This is a genomic window from Marivivens donghaensis (genome assembly GCF_030410045.1).
GTDB lineage: Bacteria > Pseudomonadota > Alphaproteobacteria > Rhodobacterales > Rhodobacteraceae > Marivivens > Marivivens donghaensis.
Genome location: NZ_JAUFRA010000001.1, coordinates 186374 through 209493 on the forward strand (window position 1 = coordinate 186374; position 23120 = coordinate 209493).

Here is a 23120-nt window from a genome sequence, read left to right on the forward strand (position 1 = left end):
GTTATACGAGGCAGTAAAATGATCAGAGCAGAAGAGAAGGGCGCGGCAGCGCTCCCTCTGAATAGTATTCTTGCGGGCGATTGCATTGAAATAATGAACTCGCTTCCCGCAAACAGCGTGGACCTCATTTTTGCGGACCCGCCCTACAATCTCCAACTTCGTGGCGATCTTCATCGCCCCGATAACTCCAAAGTCGATGCCGTTGATGATCACTGGGACCAGTTTTCGTCCTTCGCGGCCTATGACCAGTTCACACGTGATTGGTTGGCAGCGGCGCGCCGTTTGCTGAAGCCGAACGGTGCGATCTGGGTGATCGGCAGTTACCATAACGTGTTCCGGATGGGTGCCGAACTTCAGAACCAAGGGTTCTGGATTTTGAATGATGTGGTTTGGCGCAAGTCGAACCCCATGCCCAACTTCCGCGGCAAACGTCTGACCAACGCACATGAGACCCTGATTTGGGCATCCAAAGAAGAGGCCAGCAAATATACCTTCAACTACGAGGCCCTAAAGGCCTTGAATGAAGGTGTGCAGATGCGCTCTGACTGGGTGCTTCCGATCTGCACGGGTCATGAGCGTCTCAAAGATGATGCAGGCGATAAGGCGCATCCGACACAGAAACCGGAATCGCTCCTCCATCGTGTTCTGCTCGGCACGACAAACCCGGGGGATGTGATTCTGGACCCTTTCTTTGGCACAGGCACCACGGGTGCAGTTGCCAAGATGCTGGGTCGCGAATTTATCGGCATTGAGCGCGAAGAAGCGTACCGTTTGGTTGCGAAGAAACGCATCGAAGCCGTGCGCAAATTCGACAAAGAAGCGCTTGAGGTTTCGCAGTCCAAACGGGCCGAGCCGCGCGTTGCCTTCGGCGTTCTGGTTGAACGTGGTTTGCTGCGTCCAGGCGAAGAGCTGTTCAGCATCAACGGTCGTCACACGGCCAAGGTTCGTGCGGACGGGTCAATTGTCGGTCGGGACATGAAGGGGTCGATCCATCAGGTCGGTGCCCATCTCGAAGGCGCGCCGTCGTGCAATGGCTGGACCTACTGGCACTTTAAACGGGACGGTCAGACTGTTCCGATTGATCTCCTGCGCCAGCAGATCCGCTCGGAAATGTCAGCCTAAGCTGATCAAGAGTTACCGCCAGAGCCACCAGCCCTGCTCGGCTGTTGTAGGCTCATACCTCCCCGCCGTTTGTTCGGCGGGGCTTTTTGCTATCGAGGCATTGGATTGCTGGCAGTTTTATAGGCTGACCAATCGGTTATGTCGGGGTAGTACTGCCGACGCCAAGCGCGAACCTTGGGATTCATCCAGCGCCGCCAAACTGGGGGCACTAAGGCAGCCATTGCCATTAGCGGATATCCGAACGGCAACTGTGGCGCTTCGTTCTCATCATAGGTTTGCAAGAGTGGGAACCGTCGGTCGGGTTTATAGTGGTGATCCGAATGGCGCTGAAGGTTGATCAGCAGCCAGTTCGTGCCCGTATGAGACGCATTCCACGAATGATGTGGTTTGACATGTTCGTATTTCCCATCACCCAAATGTCTACGCGTTAGTCCGTAATGTTCAACATAATTGGTCAGTTCGAGGGCAAGGACGGCCATGAAGGCTTGGACAACAAAGAGGCCAAGGCCAGCGATCCCGCCAATCGCAAACGAAATCGAAAGCATGATCAACTGCAGGGCGGCATAGCGCCAAAACGGATTGCTCCGATGCCACCACGCGAGGTTCCGACGGGCAAGCATTTTGCGTTCCGCGTCAAACGCTGAGGGCGGACATGTCACGAGAACTCGGGCGAAATAACGGTGGAACCCTTCGTTGTAGCGAGCCGTCACCGCATCCTTCGGCGTGCCGACGTAGATATGGTGAACCAGCAAGTGTTCGGTTCGGAAATGCGAATAGAGAACCATGGACAGAAGAATGTCTCCAAGCCACCGTTCGAACGTGTTTTTCTGGTGCAGTAACTCATGCGCGTACACGATCCCAATCGTGCCCGACAGAATACCAACATCGAGCATCACTGCGATTTTTTCGCCGAAGCGCAGATGGGTTGTCGAGGTGACGTAAGCCAGAAGGCCGAAAATCATCACGAACTGCACTGGCGGCCAAATCATGGTGATCAGCCGATACCAAAACAGGTCTTTCGTTGGGGTTTCGGTGTCGGGGTTTTCTTCGTTTAGACCAGCGACGGCATCGACGATGGTAAAGATATGCCAAGCGAGTAGCGGCGTCAGTGCCAAGGTCCAACCGCCATAAATTGCACCAATAACAGGCAGCGGGACGAGAGCCATTGAAAGCCAAAACGGCAGAGCTTTTGTGAATGATCAAACCGATTGTGCGGGCGTCATGTGATCGATCCTCTACCTTTGGCTGAATGTTACGCCTATCGGTTTAGGGTTTCAATCAGTGCCGAAAGCACCCACTGCGAGGTCGTAAACCTTACGCATGACAGTTGGCAGCGCACTTGGGTCCAATGTCATGAATACCCCATTCTTTGCCTCGGCCTCGGCAGGAACACGCGCGATTTCGATTCTGAGGCGCAGATGGAAATGGGTGAACGTATGCAGCGCTTCGACATTGAGTGTTTGCCAATCAGCTTCCATGGGAGGCGCCGCTTTTGGCGCATCGTTCCAGTCCGATCCGGGCCAGCCGAGCATCCCGCCCAAAAGCCCTTTGTCTGGCCGTGTCTCCAAAAGGAACGTGCCGTCAGGTTTACGGGCAACATAAGCAATGCCAAATCGGACCGGTTTCGGCTGTTTAGGAGTCTTTTTTGGCAGTTCTGCTGCAGTCCCTTCGACGTGAGCCTGACACGGATCGCGCCACGGACAGATCCTGCAGGCTGGGCTTTTTGGTGTGCAAATGGTTGCGCCGAGGTCCATGACGGCCTGAGCGTAGTCTCCTGCGCGATCCTTTGGTGTCAGGTCACGTGCGAGTTCCGTAAGTTCAGGTTTAGCAGAAGGTAGCGGGGTGTGGACGTTATAGAGCCGAGACATCACACGTTCGACGTTGCCATCCACGACGACCTCAGACCTGTTGAACGCAATCGAAGAAATTGCACCTGCGGTGTATGGGCCAATGCCAGGGAGGGTCAGCAGACCCTCGCGCGTGTCAGGGAACGTTCCTCCATGATCCGACACCACCGCGCGGGCGCATTTCAGCAAATTCCGTGCGCGGGCGTAGTAGCCGAGACCTGCCCATTCAGCCATTACATCGGCGTCGGCGGCATTGGCCAAATCAACAACCGTAGGCCAGCGTTCAGTGAAGCGGCGGAAGTAGTCTTTGACGGCCGCAACTGTCGTTTGTTGCAGCATCACCTCTGACAGCCACACACGATAGGGATCAGGCATAACGCCCGCCTTGCGGTCCGCGGGCGATGTGCGCCATGGCATGACGCGGGCATGTTGGTCATACCAATCCAAAAGCATATCACTTAGGCCGTCACGCAATCTTTAGCTCCTGTAACAGTGGTTTCGCTGGCAACTGCCGCCTCGGTCGGTAACATAGGTCACTAAGATGAAACAGCCACGCTCCAATGGAACCACTCGCGGTTTTTCCCGCGCTGTAAGCCTGATGCAGACCCGCATCCGTGAGGCGAGCGAATCGCGTGGCTTTGCCGTTTCGCGTCTTTTGACCCATTGGGAAGAGATCGTGGGGCAACAGACAGCGTCGATGGCGCGACCTGTAAACGTGTCTTACGGGCGGAACGGTATGGGCGCGACGCTCACGCTTTTGACCACGGGATCGATGGCGCCGATCCTTGAGATGCAGAAAGAACAAATCCTGCAAAAAGTGAACGGATGCTATGGCTACCGTGCCATTGCGCGAGTGAAAGTCACGCAGACCGCACCAACAGGATTTAGCGATGGGCAGGTGGCATTTAGTCATGCACCCAAAGCCGAGAAACCCGCACCCGCGCCTGAAGTGGTCGAACAGGCCCGCGATATCGGGCAGGGTGTCGGTGACGATGGATTGCGCCAAGCGTTAGAGCTTTTGGCGACCAATGTGTTAAGCAAACGGAAAACCTGACAGAGGCAGTAATGAAACGACGTCTTTTCCTCACCACCGCCGGTGCAGCCATGATGGCTGGCGGTATGACCTTCCCTGCATTTGCCCAAGAGGCAGAGGCCGCCGCTGGTATTCCTGATATGGTGTTAGGCAATCCGGATGCGCCAGTTGAGATCGTAGAATATGCGTCCTTCACCTGCCCGCATTGTGCGAACTTCCACGCCAACCAGTTCCAGCAGATCAAAGCAAACTACATCGATACTGGCAAAGTGCGCTTTGTCTTCCGTGAGGTCTTTTTCGACCGCTACGGCCTATGGGGTTCGATGATTGCGCGCTGTGGTGGCGAAATGCGCTTCCACGGGATCGTGTCGATGATGTTCGAACGCCAACGTGATTGGGCACAGGGCGAACCAGCGCAGATCGCTGCAAACCTACGCAATATTGGTAAGGTCGCAGGCCTTTATGATACGACGCTGGATGCTTGTATGCAGGATGCCGATACCGCGCAGGCTTTGGTCGCTTGGTACGAAGAGAACCGCGTTCGTGACAACATCGAAGGCACGCCGTCGTTCCTGATCCAAGGTCAGAAGTATTCGAACATGAGCTATGAAGAGTTTGCAGCAATCCTCGACGAAAAGCTGACTGAGGCTGGCTATACAGAATAAATCTGGAACATGGTTTCAGTCCAAAGGGCGGCCAGTGGCTGCCCTTCATTTTTTGGTGATGCCGATCGCGGATAGGGCGCTGTCGATTGGTCCCCAATCCTCTAGCTCTAGCCGAACTGGAACTGTCAGCACTTTTGAGCGGAACGAGTCTGGCAGACGAACCGCGTCTTTTTCGGTCGTGACCAACTGTGCTCCACGCAACTGCGCCTCTGCCTCTAAGCGGAGCATGAGGGCAGGTGTCAGCGGTTGGTGGTCTTGCAGGGGTTCACCGTGAATGACATTCGCACCTAGTTCGCGGAGGGTGGCAAAGAACTTGTCTGGATTGCCGATCCCTGCGAAAGCGAGAACAGGCATTCCTGCCCACGGCATTCCCGTCTGTAACGGTGCCAGTCGACCATTGACGAGCGGAACAGGTAGGTCGCCCAATGGCACACCGTTTGTTCCAATCGACAGGACGATTTGTGCGCGCTTTAGACCTGCATCAACCGTTTCACGTAAGGGACCAGCGGGCATGACGCGCCGATTGCCAAAGCCACGCGCCGCATCGACGACGACGATACTGAGGTCTTTAGTGACCGACGGGTTCTGAAACCCATCGTCGAGCAAAATAACGTCCGCACCTGCAGCTTCTGCGGCCTTGACGCCCGCCGCGCGATCCTGTGCGACCCATGTGGGGGTAAATGCTGCGAGCAAAAGGGGTTCGTCACCTACATGCTCGGCGTTGTGATCTCGTTCTCGTACTTGGGTCGGGCCAATGGTTTTGCCGCCGTAGCCACGCGACACAACATGGGGGTAATAGCCGAGGGCAATAAGCCGTTGGACAAGTGCGATGGTCGTCGGTGTTTTTCCAGTCCCGCCAACGTTGATGTTGCCGACACAGATCACGGGGACAGAGGCCCTATATCCCGACTTAGCCACACGACGCGCTGTGACAAACCCATAGAGCGCCCCAACAGGCGACAGTATCCGCGCCATGAGCGCAGGTTTGTCAGCGGGGGTGAACCAATAGTTGGGCGCGCGCATCCTATCCTTCGGCCTTGTCTAGGATTGTGCTAATCAGAGCGGCAATCCGGTTTGTTACCTCTGCTCCGCGCGATGTGACATCCCAAGCGGCATGGGCAATCTGCGCGGTAAGGTCAGGGGATAGCAGGTCTTCGATCGTTTTGGCCAGTGCTGCGCCGTTTGCAATTGGTGCCGCGCCACCCGCGTTGTCGAGCTGCATATAGAAGCGAGCATAGGGTGCCGTTGTAGGTCCGTGCACAACAACAGAGCCAAGTGCCGCGGCCTCAAACGGATGGCGACTTCCTCTGGTCAACGTGCCGCCCATGTAAGTAATCGGCGAAATCCGATACCACATGCCTAATTCACCATCGAGATCGGCGACCAGCGCTCGGGTCGTCTCGGTCGGGTCGCCTTCAGACCGAAGAACGGTTTCAAATCCAGCATCGATGAGTTTCGCGGCGAGTTCGGGTGCCTGGCGCGTATCCTGAGGAACGACGATCAAAAGCAGCCGATGTGATCTGCGGCATGCGCTGCGGTGCGCCTCGATGATCAAATTTATCTCAGCGGGAATCGCATTTGCGACGAGCCAGATCGGGCGCGTATCGATGGTTCTTGCGAAATCGGCACGTTCTGCATCGTTGCATGACAGAACGGGCGCTTGATCATCGAAATGTCCGATGACTTCGACGTGGTCTGAGGCGACACCCCAACGGCGAAACCGTTCGGCACTGGATTTATCAGCGGCGAGGACGTCGTCGAAAACCGAAAGAAGATAGCGACGCATCCCAAAGAACCACTTTCGTCCTTCAGGGATAAAGTCGTTTGCGTCCGCAGCGATCAGGTATTTCGGAAACGAATATCGGTCGGCTGCGGTTATGATCGCGGGATCAATTTGTCCCCCAATCCACACCAGTCCGATGGGTTTCCAGTGTTCAATGAACCGTGAAATATCACGCAGGTTTCGACCTGGTCCTTTTGATACCGTGATCATCCCGTCTGGAGAGGTGTCAGTGTCTAGCGACGATCCGGTCACGACAAATGCGACCTGTTCGAGGTCGTCCTGCATTTGTCGCATGACCCGTCGAATGTGATCTGCATCTGCCGTGTTTCGACAGTGCACCCAAATGACGGGCTGGGAAGGGGGGGTAGGTTCGTTTGCGCCTATGACCTCGCCTGACCCGCAGGTGCGGGCCAAGAGGTAGAGGTTTAGGAACAATGACGATGCCATTTAGGGATTACAGCCCCAGCTCTTCGGTCGGGGAAGCCGCAAGGCCTTCGTCCCGCAGCCTGTGAATGTGAGCGATGAAATAGCGTGTATGAGCGTCATCAACGGTGCGCTGGGCCGCCGCTTTCCATGCGTCATGGGCGGACTGATAGTCGGGGAACATGCCGACGATATCGATATTGTTGACGTCTTTGAAAGTCGTGGTGCTGGGATCAACAAGTTCGCCACCAAAGACGAGATGCAGACGATTGGCCATGGGGAAACTCCGCTGTGTTGGATGTGCGCCACCCTAAGCATTGGAGGCAAAGGGTCAAGAGAACCACCGTCATGGTTTCGATACAGATGTGCCCTAACCTTATGCAACTCAAGGATTTGCTGCGGTGCAGAAATTTTTACTTGCCTTCTGGTCGTTGATGGCCAACCCTGTAGGTGAAGAAAAGAGGACCGTATTGCCCTGCATCGCCGTGTTCACCGATCTGGATGGAACTCTTCTGGATCATGAAACTTACTCTTGGGCGCCAGCCGCGCCTGCACTGAATCGATTGAGAACGCGGAATATTCCGCTGATCTTAGCGAGTTCAAAGACTGCCGCCGAAATTGAACAGCTTCGGGATGCAATTGGGTTCGGCCATATGCCTGCAATCGTCGAAAATGGCGCTGGCTTTCTTGAGGGTGGAGCGACCGCTGGATCTGATCGTGGCGATCATGACAGGATTATGCGGGTCCTCGCGCAGATACCTGATGCTCTGCGCCGTGATTTTGAAGGGTTCACCGATTGGGGTGTAGAGGGCATTTCGCGTGAAACTGGGTTGTCCATATCTGGGGCTCGACTGGCTCATGCTCGTCAGTTTTCTGAACCTGGGTTGTGGCGCGGAAGTGAGCGAGCCGAAGCGGAGTTTATAGCGGTTTTGGCTGAGCATGGAGTGCACGCACGGCGTGGCGGGCGGTTCCTGACACTTTCGTTCGGTGCGACCAAGGCGGATCGGATGAGAGAGCTTTCGGCGCGATTTGCACCTTGTCGAACGATCGCGCTGGGTGATGCGCCTAATGATGTTGAAATGTTGCAGGCAGCGTCATTGGGCGTGGTGGTGAACAACCCGCATGCAGCGCCGCTACCGCCGCTCGTAGGAGAGGCGGATGGGCGCATTATTCGCACGAAACTCGTTGGGCCTGCGGGCTGGAACGAAGCGGTTCTGAAATATGTTGAGATTTGGAATCCGGAGCTGAACAGAAAACAACAGGAGGTTTGACCCTTGGCCGATTTTCACCAGAGCGGAAGCATCGCGACCCTGCACAATTTGCGGAGCGCATCCACCGAAGCGATGACGAATGAGCTGTCTACGTTCGGGATGAACCGCAAAATCAACCTTATCCTCCCGTCGCTGTTTTCGGAACTCGAAGGCGAGGCTCTGCCCGCAATCATTGATGAACTGAATAAGGTGCCATACCTCAATAAAATCGTCATTGGCCTCGATCGTGCAACCGAAGCAGAATACCGATACGCACGGCAGTTCTTTTCGCGTCTCAAGGTGAACCACGACATTCTTTGGAACGATGGCCCGCGTTTGCAGGCGATTGATGAGCGTTTGAAAAAGCTAGCCTTGTCACCGAACGAACCAGGGAAGGGGCGGAATGTTTGGTTCTGCATTGGTTACACTTTGGCCCAAGCGGAGGCTGCAGTCGTTGCGGTCCATGACTGTGATGTCGTGACCTATTCGGCAGATATGTTGGCGCGGCTTGTGTATCCCGTCGCCAACCCTGCATTTCCCTATCAAATGTCCAAAGGATTCTATCCGCGAGTGGCGGATCGAAAGTTAAATGGACGGGTCAGTCGTTTGCTCGTGACACCTCTTTTGCAGGCGCTCAAGAAGGTCTTGGGACAGCGAGATTATCTCGATTTCCTATCGTCGTTTCGTTACCCGCTGGCAGGAGAGTTCGCGATGCGGACCGCGATCTTGCCAGACATGCGTATTCCATCGGACTGGGGTTTAGAGATCGGCCTCTTGTCCGAAGCTTGGCGGAACCTATCGCCGCAGGCCGTTTGTCAGGTCGAGATCAGCGATCGATATGACCATAAACATCAGGACCTTTCTCTTGATGATGCAAACAAAGGGCTCAGCCGAATGTCGGTCGACATTTGCAAAGCCCTATACCGAAAGCTTGCTGCCGACGGCACGGTGCTGAGTGAGGAGGTGTTCCGGTCGATCAAAGCGACCTATTACCGAATGGCGCTCGACCTCATCGATACCTACTACAACGACGCGAGAATGAACGGTCTCGACCTTGATCGGCACGCCGAAGAAACAGCTGTTGAGCTGTTCGCTGCGAATATCATGCAGGCGGGTAGCGTGTTCCTCGATAACCCGATGGAAACGCCGTTTATCCCGAACTGGAGCCGTGTGAACGCTGCCGATCCTGCGATCCTGACGGACATGCTAAAGGCAGTCGCAGACGACAACGCGGAATTTGGTTAGAGCAGTTGATCTGCGAGGGTTTGATGGAAGGTCGGCACTGCGCCGATCACTCCGTTCACCTGCGGATGGGGATTGTTAAATCGCAGCGGGATACCTTTTTTGTCGGTCACGGTGCCGCCTGCCTCGGTCAGGATCAAAGCCCCCGCAGCGATGTCCCATTCCCAGCTTGGGCGGAGGGTAATCATTCCGTCGAAACGACCCTCGGCGACAAGGCACATGCGGTAGGCAAGTGATGATCTGAAATGGCGGTCAACCTTGGGGGGCTGCGCGTCTTTCCAATTGGTCACATCCATCGTCGGCGTGTTCGTGAGGATCGTTGGCGGCGTTGCGGTTTCACCGGCATGCAGGGTTTCACCGTTCAGCGTTGCGCCCTCGCCACGCCCCGCAGCAAACATCTGGTCTTTCATCGGTAGATAAACGACGCCGGTTAAAACCAGTCCGTTTTCGACAATAGCGAGCGAATGGGCCCAGTCCTTGGAGCCGTCGATAAACGCGCGGGTTCCGTCGATTGGATCGACGATGAACTGGCGGGTTGTTGATAGGCGATCCGAGGTGTCATCGGTCTCTTCGGACAGCCAACCATAGTCGGGCCGCGCTGCGGTCAACGATTCCCGCAGCATGGTATCGACGGCTAGGTCCGCTTCGGTCACGGGGCCTTGGCCAGCGGGTTTGTCCCATACCTTTGGAGCCGACTGAAAAAAGTCCGCTGCGATTTCCCCTGCTTTGCGGGCCGCGTCTATCAGAAGGTCGAGATCAGTCACCGGCAAGCGTCAGCCCTTCGACCAAGAGCGATGGCACAACACGGCTTAGGTGTTGGCGAGCATCATTGGCGGGGGTGATCCGTTTGAGCATATCGATCAGGTTGCCCGCAATTGTGATCTCATTGACGGGGTAGGTGATTTCACCGTTCTCAATCCAGAAACCAGCGGCACCTCGGGAATAGTCGCCCGTGTTCGGGTTGATCGTTGAGCCAATAAAAGACGTCACCAGCAGTCCAGTGCCCATATCGCGGATGAGGTCGGCGCGAGACTTGTCGCCTTGGGTCAAGGCAACGTTCGTCACAGAGGGGCTGGGCGTTGAGGATGTGCCGCGTGCCGCATGTGCGTTGCTGGCCAGTCCGAGTTGCCGCGCTGTGGCGAGGTCGAGCGTCCATTCGGTTAGGATACCATTCTCTACAATCGCACGACGGGCTGTCGGCAGTCCTTCGGCGTCGAAGAGACGCGAGGCGCTCGCACGCGGGCGGTGCGGGTCCTCGATCAGCGACAGACCTTCGGGGAGGACTTGTGTCCCTTTCAATCCACGTGCCCATGATGAACCACGTGCAATCATGCTGCCGTTTACCGCCTGCAAGAGGTGGGTGATCAGTGATGAAGAGATGCGTTCGTCCAATAGGATTGGATAGCTGCCTGTTTTGGGGCGGCGTGGGTTGAGGCGCTCAATCGCGCGTTCCCCTGCGGTGCGGCCAATGTCCGCCGCGTCGCGCATATCGGACTGGAAAATGCGGCTGTCATGATCGTAATCACGTTCCATCCCGCTGCCAGTTCCAGCGAGTGCGCCACAGGAAATGCCACGGTCTGAACGCTCATATCCTGCCGCGAAGCCGTTCGTTGCAGCGATGTGAACGCGGCGATGGCTGTAGCCTGCGGATGCGCCGATCACTTGCTCTACGCCGCTGACGGCCAGTGCTGCCGCTTCGGCGCGGGCTGCATCGTCCTGTAGCATGGCGGGATCAGGCTCAGGCGTTGGGTCGAACAGCTCTAGTCTGCTGCTATCGATATCCGTGGCAAGTTGATCGACATCGGCCAACCCTGCATATCGATCTTCGGGGGCTACGCGGGCCATCGCAACTGCGCGCTCTGCCAATTCGCGAAGCGCATCGGGGCGTGTGTCAGAGGTCGATACGCAGGCCTGCCGTTGGCCGACCAACACGCGCAAACCAACATCGACGCCTTCGGATCTTTCGGCGGACTCTAGGGCACCACCGCGAACATCGATGTGAACCGAAGTTCCATCAACGGCCAACGCATCGGCGCTATCGGCACCGCTTTTACGGGCGAGATCGAGAAGTAGGCTGGTCAGGTCAGAAAGCGATTTTGTCATGGGCACACCTTTGGTCACCCATGACCTAGACCGCAGGGCCTGTCCCTGCAAGTCCGGCATGGTGTGCCCGCCCCAAAGTCACTGGGACGGGCTGTTGATTTACTTGATACGTTGACCGTTCAGCATCACGTTGCCTTGGGCATTCATATCGATGGTTGTTTCGATCTGATCGTCGCCAGTGGACTGGGTGAACATGCCCAACATCATCCGTGCGGTCATGATCTGATCACCGACGGGCAGACCCATTTGTTCGACCTTATCCAAGAGCCCATTGATGCCTTTGCCGACCAAAGACAGACTGCCTTCGGGGCGTGGGAAGCCGTCATAGGTTTGCAGATCGGTGTTATCAAAGGTGAAATCACCCGTCCCTGTAATCTCTGCGCCAGCAATGGCGAGTTTCAGGTTCTGAAGGGTCAGAGCGTGTAGTTCGCCAGGAACATCGGTTTGCTCAAGCGCGGCGGCTTGTTTCGGGTCCATTACGTCAAAGAATAGCTTTGCCGCGCCTGTCACAGCGACTTGGAAGGTGATCGGGTCGTGGGGCAGGATGCCCTGCGGGTCTGCCATCATCCAAAGCATGTCGTTGAGGCCAAGGTCCGTAAGGGTGATCCCTGCCGCAAACGGAGCAGGTTCTTCGGTCTTAGCCAGAGGCATTTCAAAGCTCACACCGTACTCTTCCGCGGTGATATCTAGCGGCAGCGGAACCTGCCCACCCATGGCTTGGAAGTTCAAACCTGTTGAGAGCGCAGCGAACGACATCGCGTCCTTATCCAAACCAAAGCTGAGGTGGCCAGACTCGGTCGCGCTTGCCATGTTGAGCGTGCCAGAACCATCCGTGACGCTGATGATGTATGTCGACGGGCCTGCGGTGTAATCGAACGACATCTCTGCACCGTCGATAAACATTGTCTCAGGCGATTTCTGGTCAAAATCAGTTGGCACGATCATGCTCGACGCAAGTGACATGCCCGTTGTTCGGCCGGACACGTTCATTTTCTCGAACTCTTCGTTCAGGTCGAAATACACGTCCATAGAGGACGCCGACACATCATAGCCGACAGTCTGTAGATCGCCGGTGAGGACGGAATAGACGCCCGACAATCCGTTGAGCTTGAGGCTTGCCTCAACCGGCACTGGTTTTCCGCCGTCGAACGCTTCTACCAGCTCAAGCAAATACGAATCCGCCGAGACATCGTAATTGATCGCGTCCGCGGTTCCGCTGGCGACCATATCAAAGTTGGCAACAGTGATGGAAATGGTCCCGTGGTTTTCGGCGAAGTTTTCCGAGTTGCCCATCGACATCTGGTATTGTTCAGGAATCATGACCGAAACAGTGCCATCGCCGTTTTCGGTCAGGCTAATCGGCCCCATCTCCGCTTTGATCGTAATGCCGTCCTGATCAGCATCGTATGTGGTGCTTTCGATCGTCAGTGTGTTGCCCGACATCGTTTCCGCACCGAATGTGATCATATCGGTGCCGTACATCGCCATTTGGGACTTCCAATTGTCCCAAACCTCTTGGGCGGTAACATCTGCAAAAGCTGCGGGAGCGGTGAACAGTGTGGCAAGGCAAACGCTTGCGCCAAATTTTCTAGTATTCATGGTGGGTATCCTTTCCCAGACAACTCTTGAAAAATGTTTTGCCATTAAAGTGTCATGGCAGTGATCACTTATGTCTAAAAGTAACCATTCAGTCGGCTGCGATAAAGATGACGGAGAAAGAAAACATGAAGATGACAGGCAAAACGGTCGTTATTACAGGTGCCAGCCGAGGCATTGGTGAGGCTGCAGCACGAGAATTTGCGGAAAAAGGCGCGAATGTTGTTCTCTTGGCGCGCGATGCGGATCGGATTGCAGCAATCGCCACAGAGATCGGGGAGACTGCGTTGGCCATTCCTTGCGATGTTACGTCATTCGAGGCCGTGAAGTCTGCCATTGATCGCACGCTTTCGCAGTTCGGCAGCATCGACGTTCTTGTCAATAATGCGGGCGTCATTGCGCCAATGGCACCGCTTGCCGAGGCCGACGTGGATCAGTGGGGCCTTGCCGTCGATGTGAACCTCAAAGGCGTGTTTCATGGTGCACGCGCCGTATTGCCCAGCATGATTGCAAAAGGGTGCGGGACCATTTTGAACATCTCTTCGGGCGCTGCGCATAACCCGTACGAAGTTTGGTCAGCCTACTGTGCGTCTAAGGCCGGAGCCTACATGTTGACCCGCCACATCGACCTTGAATATCGGGCCGCAGGTATCCGCGCGTTGGGCTTGTCTCCTGGTACAGTGGCGACCCAAATGCAGCGTGATATCAAATCGTCTGGTCTGGGTCCTGTAGCGGAACTCGAATGGTCTGATCACATTCCACCCGAATGGCCGGCCAAGGCTTTGGTTTGGATGTGCGGCGAAGAGGCCGATGTTTATCTAGGGCAGGATGTGAAACTAAGAGATCCTGAAATACGCAAGGCTATAGGTGTGGCATGATCCGTTTTGACCAAGAGGGCGATCTTTGGATCGCCACGATTGACCGCCAAGAGAAAGCGAATTCTCTGACCGAGGAGATGCTGACCCAACTGGCGGAATTTGCGGAATCTGCGACCGCTGCCAAGGTGTTCGTTATCACGGGCGCAGGCAAGGTATTCAGCGCAGGTGCCGACTTGGATGAGGCCCGCGCAGGATTGGCCACTAGTCCTGTTTGGGAACGCCTTTCAGGTGCGATTGCCGCACTGCCGTGCATGACGATTGCCGCGCTCAACGGCACTTTGGCTGGCGGTGCCTTTGGGATGGCTCTGGCATGTGATCTGCGGATTTCGGTTCCGACGGCAAAGTTCTTTTATCCTGTCATGAAGCTTGGTTTTTTGCCGCAGCCGTCTGACCCGAAACGGATGGCTGCACTACTCGGCCCAAGCCGCGCGAAACTGATCCTAATGGGCGGTCAAAAGATCACTGCTGATGAGGCGTTGTCCTTTGGTCTGGTCGATCGATTGGTCGAGGTTGATAACTTGATGTCCATGGTCCGCGAGATCGCTACAGATGCGTTGGAAGCAAAGCCAAGCCATATTGCGGGCATCAAAGGTCTTGTCGGTTAATCACCAGTAGTTGGAACCTGACCTGCCCCATGTTACCCGTCGGTTAAGTGTTTTCGGACGGAGCAGACATTTGGCAAAGGCATTGGTAATCGGTGCGGGTCCTGCGGGCCTGATGGCGGCGGATGTTCTGTCGGCTGATGGGCATTCCGTGTTGATCGCCGATGCGATGCCGTCTCCCGCGCGCAAATTTCTGATGGCGGGTAAATCAGGTTTGAACTTGACCAAAGTTGGGGCTGGGTTCCTAGAAGCCTACGGTGACATTCCGGCCTCGATGGTTGCAGCTTTGTCTGCGTTCGGCCCTGACCAAGTGATTGAGTGGGCAAATGGGCTTGGCCAAGAGGTATTCATAGGCTCGACTGGGCGTGTGTTCCCCGTGGTGATGAAGGCGTCACCGTTGCTGCGGGCGTGGCTAAAGCGATTGGATGCGCAGCAGGTTAAGTTGCAAACACGGTGGCGATGGACAGGTTGGGACGGTGACGATTGGCTATTCGAGACGCCCGATGGCTCTCAGTCGGTTTCGGCAGACATCGTGATCCTCGCCCTCGGTGGTGCGAGTTGGGCGCGGCTTGGGTCTGATGGGCTATGGGCTGAACAATTCCCTGACAATATCGCGCCGTTCAAACCCGCCAACATGGGGTTTATCGTTTCATGGTCGGACCACATGACGGCCCATTTCGGGGCGCCTGTTAAGGGGTGCACGCTTATAGCAGGTGACCACAGAACCAGCGGAGAATTCGTGATCTCGTCTCGTGGGATCGAAGGCGGTGGGATTTATACGATCTCGGCTGCAGTACGTGATGGCGCACCATTGATTATCGACTTGTTACCATCGCTAACCGTTGAGGACATCCGGCAAAAGCTCTCTCGGAAAGGCAAAGAGTCACTCTCGAATGTCCTCCGTAAAACGTTTCGCCTTGATCCAGTGAAAATTGCCCTCTTGAATGAATTTGGTCGTCCATTCCCTGATGATCTGGCGACTTTGATTAAAAACCTCCCCATTCGGCACGATGGTCCTCGTCCAATGGATGAGGCAATTTCTGTCGCGGGTGGGCTGAGGTTCGACGCTCTGGACAATGGTTTGATGATGCGGGACCGCGCGGGCGTGTTTTGTGTTGGCGAAATGCTCGATTGGGAAGCACCCACGGGCGGGTATTTGATCACAGGATGTCTGGCAACGGGGAGACATGCTGCGCTGGCGGCGATTGATTATGCGGCGCAGCTCGACGTGGGCGGGCACTAGCCGACCTGTTTGAGGTGGCTTGGGACCAGCAATTTTCGTTCACGAGAAAAGCCCAAGATGGATGCAGTTTCGCAACCCTAAGAGATTACTCGCATCAAGACTTCATGCGATGTTTGTATTTTAGGTTTCGAAAGGTAGAAGAACTCTGAATTTAGGAGAGTTTTAATGACTGTTTTGCGCGGATTGCTCGCACTGACGGCCTCGGTTGTTGGGTCAACCACAGTAATGGCGCAGGATTGGCGTCCTGAGTATTCGATGTATGGGACGATCGGCATCATTGAAATGCCATCCGCTTTGTCCGCGCAGGATGCAGATCTATCGAGCCAGATATCGGCCTTCGAAGATCAAACCCGCGTGTCTATCACTTTTCAGATTTTGCCGAGGTTGTCGGGGACTTTCCGCTATTCGATCATCCCTGAATACACTGGCGTGGATACAGCTTCGACCTACGATCGCAGCTTTGACCTGCAATATCGTTTGAGAGATGAATCCGAATGGCTCCCCGCTGTTGCTGTCGGGCTGCGCGACTTTATGGGAACAGGGCTACTTACTTCTGAGTACGTCGTCGGAACAAAAACAATTGGCACCAATTTGCGGGCGACAGCTGGTATCAGTTGGGGCCGAATGGGGAGCTATAACGGCTTTACCAACCCGCTCGGCGCGATTGCGAGCGCAATGGAGACGCGTCCGTCGCGCAGCAGTATATATGGCAGAGGTGGTGTTCCTGCATATGACCTCTATTTTCGTGGTGACGCCGCATTGTTCGGTGGGGTCGAATGGCAGATTAACCCTTCGCTGACTTTCGCGGCTGAGTATTCTTCAGATGCCTACGAGCGCGAAGTAGCCAACGGGACGTTCGACCATAAGTCGCCGCTCAACTTTGGTCTCAAATATCACCCGAACGAAAACTATGAACTTGGCATTTACGCGCTCTAAGGTAGCGAAATCGGTGTCACGGCTACTTCGGTTTTGAACCCAAACCGCCGTCCTGCGGTTGGCGGTTACGATACCGCACCGATGCCAGTCGTCGTTCGGCCAGAGGATTTGCGAGCTGCACGGACATGGGATCGGTCAGTGTTGCCAGATGAGTCCATTCAGACCGCTCTTGTTGAGGCACTGGGGCAAGACGGGATTGTTGTTCAAGGCATTGAACTCACTGATACTTCGATCCGACTTCGATATGAGAACACGCAATACCGATCCGAGGCACAGGCCGTCGGGCGTATTTCGCGCGTTTTCACCTATGCGCTCCCTCCGTCGATTGAAACTTTCATCTTCGAGCCAACCCGATTGGGCGTTCCGACTTCTACGACGACGATCACACGGAGTGATTTGGAGAGCCTTGAAAACCAAATCGGGTCTGCCGAAGCAATTTATGCTCGGGCTGATGTGACAGAGGCGATGGTTGGAGATGATTCCGATCTTGTTCCGACCCAAACGAGTAACTTTAAGTGGGGCATCATGCCGTACGGAGAGTTGACGCTTTTCGACAGCCGGAACCCTGCAACCGTCGAAGTCGGTATTGAAGCGGCGATGCGTTACGAAATTCGGCCCAACATTGTCGTTGCGGGTTCAATTCGTAAATCGGTCTACGACAACCGGATCGACAATCCCTCGATTTCGGCTTCGACGATCGAACCCGTTCGTCGTTATGCGCCCTATTATGCTGACCAGGGTGATGGTGGGATCGATTACCTCACGTTTGCTTGGTATGGGCGTCCCGCCTCGGAACTCTATTCACGGGTAACCTTCGGTTATCTCGAGCCTATGTTCGGCGGTATTTCGACAGAGCTACTCTGGAGGCCAGTCGATAGCGACCTCGCATTTGGGGTTGAGTTGAACTACACCGCGCAGCGCGATTTTGATCAGGGCCTCGGGTTCCAAGACTACAATGTCATCACGGGTCATCTGTCTGCCTATTGGGCAATGCAAAATGACTTCCACCTTCAAGTTGATGCTGGTCGGTATTTGGCCGGAGATTGGGGTGCAACCGTTTCCGTGGATCGTGAGTTCCAAAACGGCTGGCGGATCGGGGCCTATGCAACCTTTACCGATGTTCCGTTTGAAGACTTTGGTGAGGGATCGTTCGACAAAGGTATTCGTCTGACCATTCCGATGGATTGGGCAACGGGTATGCCGTCAACGCAGTTGGTTGATACTCGATTGAGCTCGCTTACACGTGACGGCGGCGCGCGGCTTGATGTCGATGGGCGACTTTACGATGCAATTCGGTCTGGCGACATTTCAGACTTTGGTGATTCTTGGGGACGGTTCTGGCGATGAGAAATCTACTTAAATTTGTCGCATTTTCAGCGCTCGTTGCCTGCGGGCCTTTGGCCCAAGGAAACACGGCTTCGAAAGTTTCGGCAGCGGTTAAGTCACGCTTTAACCAACCTGATGTAGAGGCCATTCCAACCTACACTTTCGCCGATCTAACTGCCTCGGAAACACCTGTTATCTTGGCTGCCGTTCCGTCGTTGGAGGTTGCAGACATCTTTCAAAAGATCGGGTCCAACGGAAATCAAGAGACATGGATTTCGTCTATTGGGATGACTATCACGCTTGAGAACGGTATTGTCGTAGCGACGCGTGGATTTGGCGAAGACATCTACGCAGCTGATACTCGCGGACTTTCGGCGGCTTTGCGCCGTGGTGTAGGAACTTATTCCCGCCGTATCGAACAACTCGATTCTTCGGATGAAGTTATCCGAATAGAATTCTCATGTGAGCTTGAAACGGTCGGACAGGATCAAGTCACGATCCTTGACCGTAGCTTTGGGGCAACAAAATTGCAGGAGACCTGCCGAAGCGAAGACGTCGCATTCGCCAATTATTATTGGGTGAATGGGTACCGCGACGTTGTTCAATCACAGCAATGGCTTGGCAAAAGCGTCGGACATGCCACAACACAGCAATTTTAAGAACAATTCAAAGTTGAAAGTTGATTGTGAGGTTTTTTCGAGGTATTCAAAGCGTAGTTTGGTATTCAATTGGAGCATATCTAATTCGTAAAGTATTTCTCGCAGCGGCTGTTGCCGTAGTTGCAGCAACCTCTGCTCACGCTGGTGGCATGAACGCTGTTGTTCAACAGCCAGTTAACACTGGTGTTGTTGCCGTGGCACCGAAGCCAGGCCTGTCGAAGTTTGTACTTCCACTGCTGGCACTTGGCGCAATTGCTGCAGTTGCTGGTTCGTCTTCTTCTTCGGGCACCTAATCGGTCCGAATAGAGTTACGAAAGGGGCGGGCCAATGGTCCGCCCTTTTTATTTTACCGCTTCCCCATCATCGCGAGGCGGACCAAAGCACGCTCCATCAAGGCTTGCTGTGGGGCCTTTGAAGATGAACGCAGTGTCAGGTCAGTCGTCAGCAGCTCGCTCAAAGCGCGTTCTAGTCGATCACGACCCCATGTGCTGGCTTGTCGAAGGATTGCGTCACGACGAGGGCCGAACACTGGTGGTCTAAGTCGCCCAATCCCCGATGACGGTCCCCCAGGGTCCGATGCGACTGTGTGCAGAGCGCGAAAATGACGGTTCGCGTTGATGCACAAGCCTGTCGGATTGACGCCCTGCGCATAAAGCCTGCGCAGCAATGGCGCTATCAATTGTGGCTGCCCATCGGCCACCACTTTGAGCAAATCATCGACGCCAGCCTCTGCAGATTGTGGTCGACAGGCATCGACATCGTCGACGTTTAACTCGCTGCTATCGTTGAGTTTGTAGAGGCCCAGCTTCTCAATGGTCTGCCGAAAATCACCGGGATCAAGAGTACGCGACAACGCGACGATAGCGTCCATCGCGTCGCGTCCAATCGCCTTAAGTCCTGCTGCGGCAAGGCTGGCTTCGATTTCGTCGCGGGCAGGTGGATCGTCATAGATCCCGATCGCGAAGGCGTTCGGGTGGGCTTCGAAATATTTACGTAACGACGACTTTGCCGTGAGCGAACCCGCTGTCACGATCACTTGCGCATCGCCATCCCTCCAATCCGACATTGCGACGCGGATCGTTTCTGCCAGACCGTCGGCGGCGTCTTCAACTAAAACCGCGCGTTGTCCTGGGAAGAAACCTTGGGATTTGATTGCATCGTTCAGAAGGGCGCCGTCTTTACGTAAATCGGCAGCGGCTATGCGAGTGAAACGCATTTCTGCTTCGCCTTGTGGTCCGACGAGGGCATCGACGACTTCTTTGCGGCGGAGAGCCACGCGCATGCCGTCGGTGCCATAAATCAGTAGGCCAGCCTTGCCGGGGTCTGGTTTCCGGAAGTAGCCAGACGCTTCGCGCGCACCTAATTTCATGGCTTATCAGCGACTTGAGCCGCAAGAATATGGGCTACAATAAGGTCGGCTAGCGCGATGGACAGGCGTTCATGTGCATCTTGTTCAGCCGAACGAGTCGACACAACGTTGCCCGTTGTCGAGTAGCCGCTGAATGTTTCGACCGTGCCGTTTGAGATGACGGCGCCCGCGCTATCAACCAAAGAGAAGGTTGCCGTTCCCGTCAATGTCGCGCGCAGAACTGTAGAGTCTTCTGCAATACCAACCGAACTGCTGCTGAGGGTCGTTCGGACGGACAGCTGATATTCAGCCGTTTCCGTCTGCCCTAAACGTCGTTGGAGACGTTCGCGCAGATGGTAGCCGTCCAACGTGTCGGGAGTGTCATAAGCGACTTTGCCCCGAAGATTGGATGCGGAACCATTTTCACCGTAGATTGGCGTAAACCCACACCCCGCCAACGTCGCCACGCCCCCCACTAAGAGGGCGCGACGGGTGTAGCGGGTAATGGATTTAGACGACGACATTGACGATACGACCTGGAACCACGATCAGTTTTTTCGGCTGGCCACCGTCCAGCGCTTTGACCACAGCTTCGTTCTCAAGGACGAGCTTTTCAACCTCTTCCTTCGACATATCTGCAGGCACGCTGATTTCCGCGCGGCGTTTGCCGTTGATCTGGATCGGCAGGGTGACCGTGTCTTCGACCAGCATAGCTTCGTCGACGACGGGCCACGCGGCTGTGGTCACAAGTCCCTCACCGCCCAAGAGCGACCAGAGTTCTTCGGACAGGTGCGGCGTCATCGGCGACATCAACTGGGCCAGAATGCGCGCTGCCTCTTTCTTTGCCTTACCGCCAGCGGATGATTTCTGCAGGAGGTTGGTAAAGGCGTAGAGTTTCGCGATCGCGGCGTTAAAGCCAAACGATTCAAAGCCTTGGGTCACGTCAAAGATCGCTTTGTGCGTTGCTTTGAGGAGCTCCAGATCGCTCTCGGTCGAGGCGTCGTCCATCTCTGCGATATCGGCGCAGATGCGGAACACGCGAGCGAGGTGCTTAGCCGTCGCTTCGGCGCCAGCGGCAGTCCATTCAACGTCACGCTCTGGCGGGCTGTCAGACAGAACGAACCAGCGGGCGGTATCAGCGCCAAACGACGAAATGATGTTCAACGGGTCGACCACGTTGTTCTTCGATTTCGACATTTTGGCAGATGGAATGATCTGTGCTTCTTCGCCGGTCGCAATAACGAATGCTTTACCATCACGCAGCTCAATCGCTTCGGGGTAGTGATAGATCGGGCGACCGTTTTCAGGGTTGGTCGTCTGATAGATCGCATGTGTCACCATGCCTTGGGTGAAGAGCGCATTGAACGGCTCGCGCGCGCTATCGGGCAAGTGACCTGTCACGTTCATCGCACGTGCGAAGAAGCGTGAATAAAGCAGGTGAAGGATCGCGTGCTCAATACCGCCGATATATTGGTCAACGTTCATCCAGTAGTCGGCATCAGCCTGAACGGTCGGAGTGTCAGCACGTGGCGAGGTGAAGCGTGCGTAATACCACGACGAATCCACGAAAGTATCCATGGTGTCCGTCTCGCGGCGGGCTGGCTTGCCACACGACGGGCAAGCGCAATCGCGCCACGTCGGGTGACGGTCCAGCGGGTTACCTGGCACGTCAAAGGTGACATCGTCTGGCAACTGAACAGGTAAGTTTTCTTTTTTCTCAGGAACTACGCCGCAGTCTTCGCAGTGAACGACTGGGATCGGGCAACCCCAATAGCGCTGGCGCGAAAGACCCCAATCACGCAGGCGGAATTTGGTCACGCCTGTGCCCCAACCTTCGGCTTCTGCTTTGTCGATTGCGCTATTCACGCCGTCTTCACCAGTTTGAAGCTCTTGGCCAGCGAAGCCGCGGATATAGCGGACCTTCTCCGACTTCAGCGGAGTGTAGGCTTCGGTCAGGGTCTCTTCTTCGGCGCCATCCGCAACAAAGATCGGAGTGATATCGAGACCATATTTCGTCGCGAAGTCAAAGTCGCGTTGGTCATGCGCAGGGCAACCGAAAATCGCACCCGTGCCGTAGTCCATCAGAATGAAGTTTGCGATCCAAACAGAAAGCTCTTTGGACGGGTCCAGCGGATGTTTGACTTTAATACCGGTATCAAGGCCCTTCTTTTCAGCCTTTTCCAGCGCCTCTTCGGTCGTGCCACCCTTGCGGCAATCAGCGACAAACGCCGCGGTTTCTGGATTGTTGGCTTCGAGCTCTTTCGCAATCGGGTGATCGGGCGAAATACCAACGAAGGATGCACCCATCAGAGTGTCGGGGCGCGTGGTGTAAACCTCAATCGCGTCACCAGCGTCCGTGCGCTCGAACGAGAACTGCAGGCCGCGGGATTTGCCGATCCAGTTGGCTTGCATCAGCTTCACCTTGGCAGGCCAATCATCGAGGTTATCGATGCTGTCCAGCAGATCGCCAGCCATATCCGAGATCTTAAAGAACCACTGTGTCAGCTCGCGGCGTTCAACATCGGCGCCAGAGCGCCAGCCTTTGCCGTCAATCACCTGTTCGTTTGCCAGAACGGTCATGTCGACGGGGTCCCAGTTAACCACGGCGTTCTTGCGGTAGACCAGACCCTTGTCCAGCATATCAATGAACAGAGCCTGCTGCTGGCCGTAATACTCTGGATCGCAGGTCGCGAATTCACGGCTCCAGTCGATCGACAGGCCAAGAGGTTTCATCTGGCCGCGCATGTCGGCGATGTTCTTGTATGTCCAATCCTTGGGGTGGCCGCCCGATGCCATCGCAGCATTTTCAGCGGGCATACCGAACGCGTCCCAGCCCATTGGGTGCAAAACGTTGTGACCCGTCGACATTTTGAAACGAGCTACCACGTCGCCCATGGTGTAGTTCCGCACGTGACCCATGTGGATGCGGCCCGACGGGTAGGGGAACATCTCGAGCACGTAGTATTTCGGCTTTGTCTCATCGCGTTTTGCGGTGAATACGCCAGCCTGTTCCCAGGCGGCTTGCCATTTTTGTTCGATATCAGCGGCGGTATAGCGGGACATG

General features: G+C 55.4%; 20 protein-coding genes and 1 pseudogene. 10 read left to right on the forward strand and 11 right to left on the reverse strand.

Annotated features, from left to right (window positions below):
* The first annotated feature begins 18 nt into the window (after window positions 1–18).
* A complete protein-coding gene (locus QWY83_RS00950; RefSeq protein ID WP_067547477.1) occupies window positions 19–1122 on the forward strand; it encodes a site-specific DNA-methyltransferase in 1104 nt (367 codons plus the stop codon).
* Between the two features lie 89 nt (window positions 1123–1211).
* Here QWY83_RS00950 and QWY83_RS00955 read toward each other — a convergent pair whose 3' ends face one another.
* Both QWY83_RS00955 and mutY read right to left on the reverse strand, forming a co-directional pair.
* On the reverse strand, window positions 1212–2288 hold the full coding sequence (locus QWY83_RS00955) for an alkane 1-monooxygenase (protein WP_249946709.1): 1077 nt from the start codon (window positions 2286–2288) through the stop codon (window positions 1212–1214).
* Between the two features lie 108 nt (window positions 2289–2396).
* The gene (gene mutY / locus QWY83_RS00960; RefSeq protein WP_249946832.1) at window positions 2397–3422 is read right to left on the reverse strand and encodes an A/G-specific adenine glycosylase; all 1026 of its coding nucleotides are present in this window, start codon (window positions 3420–3422) and stop codon (window positions 2397–2399) included.
* Window positions 3423–3510: 88 nt separating this feature from the next.
* Here mutY and QWY83_RS00965 point away from each other — a divergent pair, with 88 nt between their 5' ends.
* Together QWY83_RS00965 and QWY83_RS00970 are read left to right on the forward strand one after the other, a co-directional pair.
* Window positions 3511–4023 (forward strand): DUF721 domain-containing protein, encoded by a 513-nt coding sequence (locus QWY83_RS00965; RefSeq protein ID WP_249946710.1) that lies wholly within the window; start codon window positions 3511–3513, stop codon window positions 4021–4023.
* 11 nt (window positions 4024–4034) lie between these two features.
* On the forward strand, window positions 4035–4667 hold the full coding sequence (locus QWY83_RS00970; protein ID WP_249946711.1) for a DsbA family protein: 633 nt from the start codon (window positions 4035–4037) through the stop codon (window positions 4665–4667).
* Window positions 4668–4712: 45 nt separating this feature from the next.
* On the opposite strand, the gene lpxK is transcribed toward QWY83_RS00970, so the two are convergent.
* Genes lpxK through QWY83_RS00985 form a run of 3 tightly spaced genes read right to left on the reverse strand, consistent with a single transcriptional unit; the run spans window position 4713 to window position 7150 of the window.
* Complete coding sequence (gene lpxK, locus QWY83_RS00975) at window positions 4713–5690, reverse strand: tetraacyldisaccharide 4'-kinase (RefSeq protein ID WP_249946712.1); 978 nt, start codon at window positions 5688–5690, stop codon at window positions 4713–4715.
* Window position 5691: 1 nt separating this feature from the next.
* The gene (locus QWY83_RS00980; protein WP_249946713.1) at window positions 5692–6897 is read right to left on the reverse strand and encodes a 3-deoxy-D-manno-octulosonic acid transferase; all 1206 of its coding nucleotides are present in this window, start codon (window positions 6895–6897) and stop codon (window positions 5692–5694) included.
* Window positions 6898–6904: 7 nt separating this feature from the next.
* On the reverse strand, window positions 6905–7150 hold the full coding sequence (locus QWY83_RS00985; RefSeq protein ID WP_067547455.1) for a DUF4170 domain-containing protein: 246 nt from the start codon (window positions 7148–7150) through the stop codon (window positions 6905–6907).
* 124 nt (window positions 7151–7274) lie between these two features.
* Between QWY83_RS00985 and QWY83_RS00990 the strand changes: the two genes are divergently transcribed.
* Both QWY83_RS00990 and QWY83_RS00995 read left to right on the forward strand, forming a co-directional pair.
* Window positions 7275–8144: an HAD-IIB family hydrolase gene (locus QWY83_RS00990; protein WP_353958931.1), complete on the forward strand. Its 870-nt coding sequence runs from the start codon at window positions 7275–7277 to the stop codon at window positions 8142–8144.
* Window positions 8145–8147: 3 nt separating this feature from the next.
* Window positions 8148–9368: a glycosyltransferase family protein gene (locus tag QWY83_RS00995; protein ID WP_249946714.1), complete on the forward strand. Its 1221-nt coding sequence runs from the start codon at window positions 8148–8150 to the stop codon at window positions 9366–9368.
* Here the strand turns inward: QWY83_RS00995 and QWY83_RS01000 are convergent.
* The 3 genes from QWY83_RS01000 to QWY83_RS01010 all read right to left on the reverse strand — a co-directional run bounded on the left by QWY83_RS01000 (window position 9365) and on the right by QWY83_RS01010 (window position 13067).
* Window positions 9365–10129 carry a 3'(2'),5'-bisphosphate nucleotidase CysQ gene (locus tag QWY83_RS01000; protein WP_353958932.1) on the reverse strand — a complete coding sequence of 255 codons (765 nt, stop codon included), beginning with the start codon at window positions 10127–10129 and terminating at the stop codon, window positions 9365–9367. The two genes, QWY83_RS00995 and QWY83_RS01000, sit on opposite strands and share 4 nt — an antisense overlap.
* Window positions 10122–11468, reverse strand: a complete 1347-nt coding sequence (locus QWY83_RS01005) for a TldD/PmbA family protein (RefSeq protein WP_249946716.1) — start codon at window positions 11466–11468, stop codon at window positions 10122–10124. Before QWY83_RS01005 ends, QWY83_RS01000 begins: the two co-directional genes overlap by 8 nt.
* Before the next feature lie 99 nt (window positions 11469–11567).
* Window positions 11568–13067 carry a DUF2125 domain-containing protein gene (locus tag QWY83_RS01010; protein ID WP_249946717.1) on the reverse strand — a complete coding sequence of 500 codons (1500 nt, stop codon included), beginning with the start codon at window positions 13065–13067 and terminating at the stop codon, window positions 11568–11570.
* A 125-nt stretch (window positions 13068–13192) separates the two neighbouring features.
* Between QWY83_RS01010 and QWY83_RS01015 the strand changes: the two genes are divergently transcribed.
* From QWY83_RS01015 to QWY83_RS01035, 5 genes and pseudogenes are all read left to right on the forward strand, one after another.
* Entirely contained in the window at window positions 13193–13942 is a 750-nt protein-coding gene (locus tag QWY83_RS01015) for an SDR family oxidoreductase (RefSeq protein WP_435404490.1), read from the forward strand.
* The gene (locus QWY83_RS01020) at window positions 13939–14547 is read left to right on the forward strand and encodes an enoyl-CoA hydratase/isomerase family protein (RefSeq protein ID WP_249946719.1); all 609 of its coding nucleotides are present in this window, start codon (window positions 13939–13941) and stop codon (window positions 14545–14547) included. Before QWY83_RS01015 ends, QWY83_RS01020 begins: the two co-directional genes overlap by 4 nt.
* A 70-nt stretch (window positions 14548–14617) precedes the next feature.
* Window positions 14618–15787, forward strand: a complete 1170-nt coding sequence (locus tag QWY83_RS01025) for a TIGR03862 family flavoprotein (RefSeq protein WP_249946720.1) — start codon at window positions 14618–14620, stop codon at window positions 15785–15787.
* Window positions 15788–16042: 255 nt separating this feature from the next.
* Window positions 16043–18070: pseudogene (locus tag QWY83_RS01030) on the forward strand (YjbH domain-containing protein).
* On the forward strand, window positions 18067–18708 hold the full coding sequence (locus QWY83_RS01035; protein WP_249946721.1) for a YjbF family lipoprotein: 642 nt from the start codon (window positions 18067–18069) through the stop codon (window positions 18706–18708). Before QWY83_RS01030 ends, QWY83_RS01035 begins: the two are co-directional and overlap by 4 nt.
* Before the next feature lie 346 nt (window positions 18709–19054).
* On the opposite strand, the gene holA is transcribed toward QWY83_RS01035, so the two are convergent.
* The 3 genes from holA to leuS are packed head-to-tail and all read right to left on the reverse strand — an operon-like array spanning window position 19055 to window position 23119.
* Window positions 19055–20077, reverse strand: coding sequence for a DNA polymerase III subunit delta (gene holA, locus QWY83_RS01040; protein ID WP_249946723.1), 1023 nt, complete (start codon window positions 20075–20077; stop codon window positions 19055–19057).
* On the reverse strand, window positions 20074–20580 hold the full coding sequence (lptE, locus tag QWY83_RS01045) for an LPS assembly lipoprotein LptE (protein WP_249946724.1): 507 nt from the start codon (window positions 20578–20580) through the stop codon (window positions 20074–20076). Before lptE ends, holA begins: the two co-directional genes overlap by 4 nt.
* Window positions 20567–23119 carry a leucine--tRNA ligase gene (leuS, locus tag QWY83_RS01050; protein ID WP_249946725.1) on the reverse strand — a complete coding sequence of 851 codons (2553 nt, stop codon included), beginning with the start codon at window positions 23117–23119 and terminating at the stop codon, window positions 20567–20569. The genes lptE and leuS overlap by 14 nt, the downstream gene beginning before the upstream one ends.
* Between the last annotated feature and the right edge of the window lies 1 nt (window position 23120).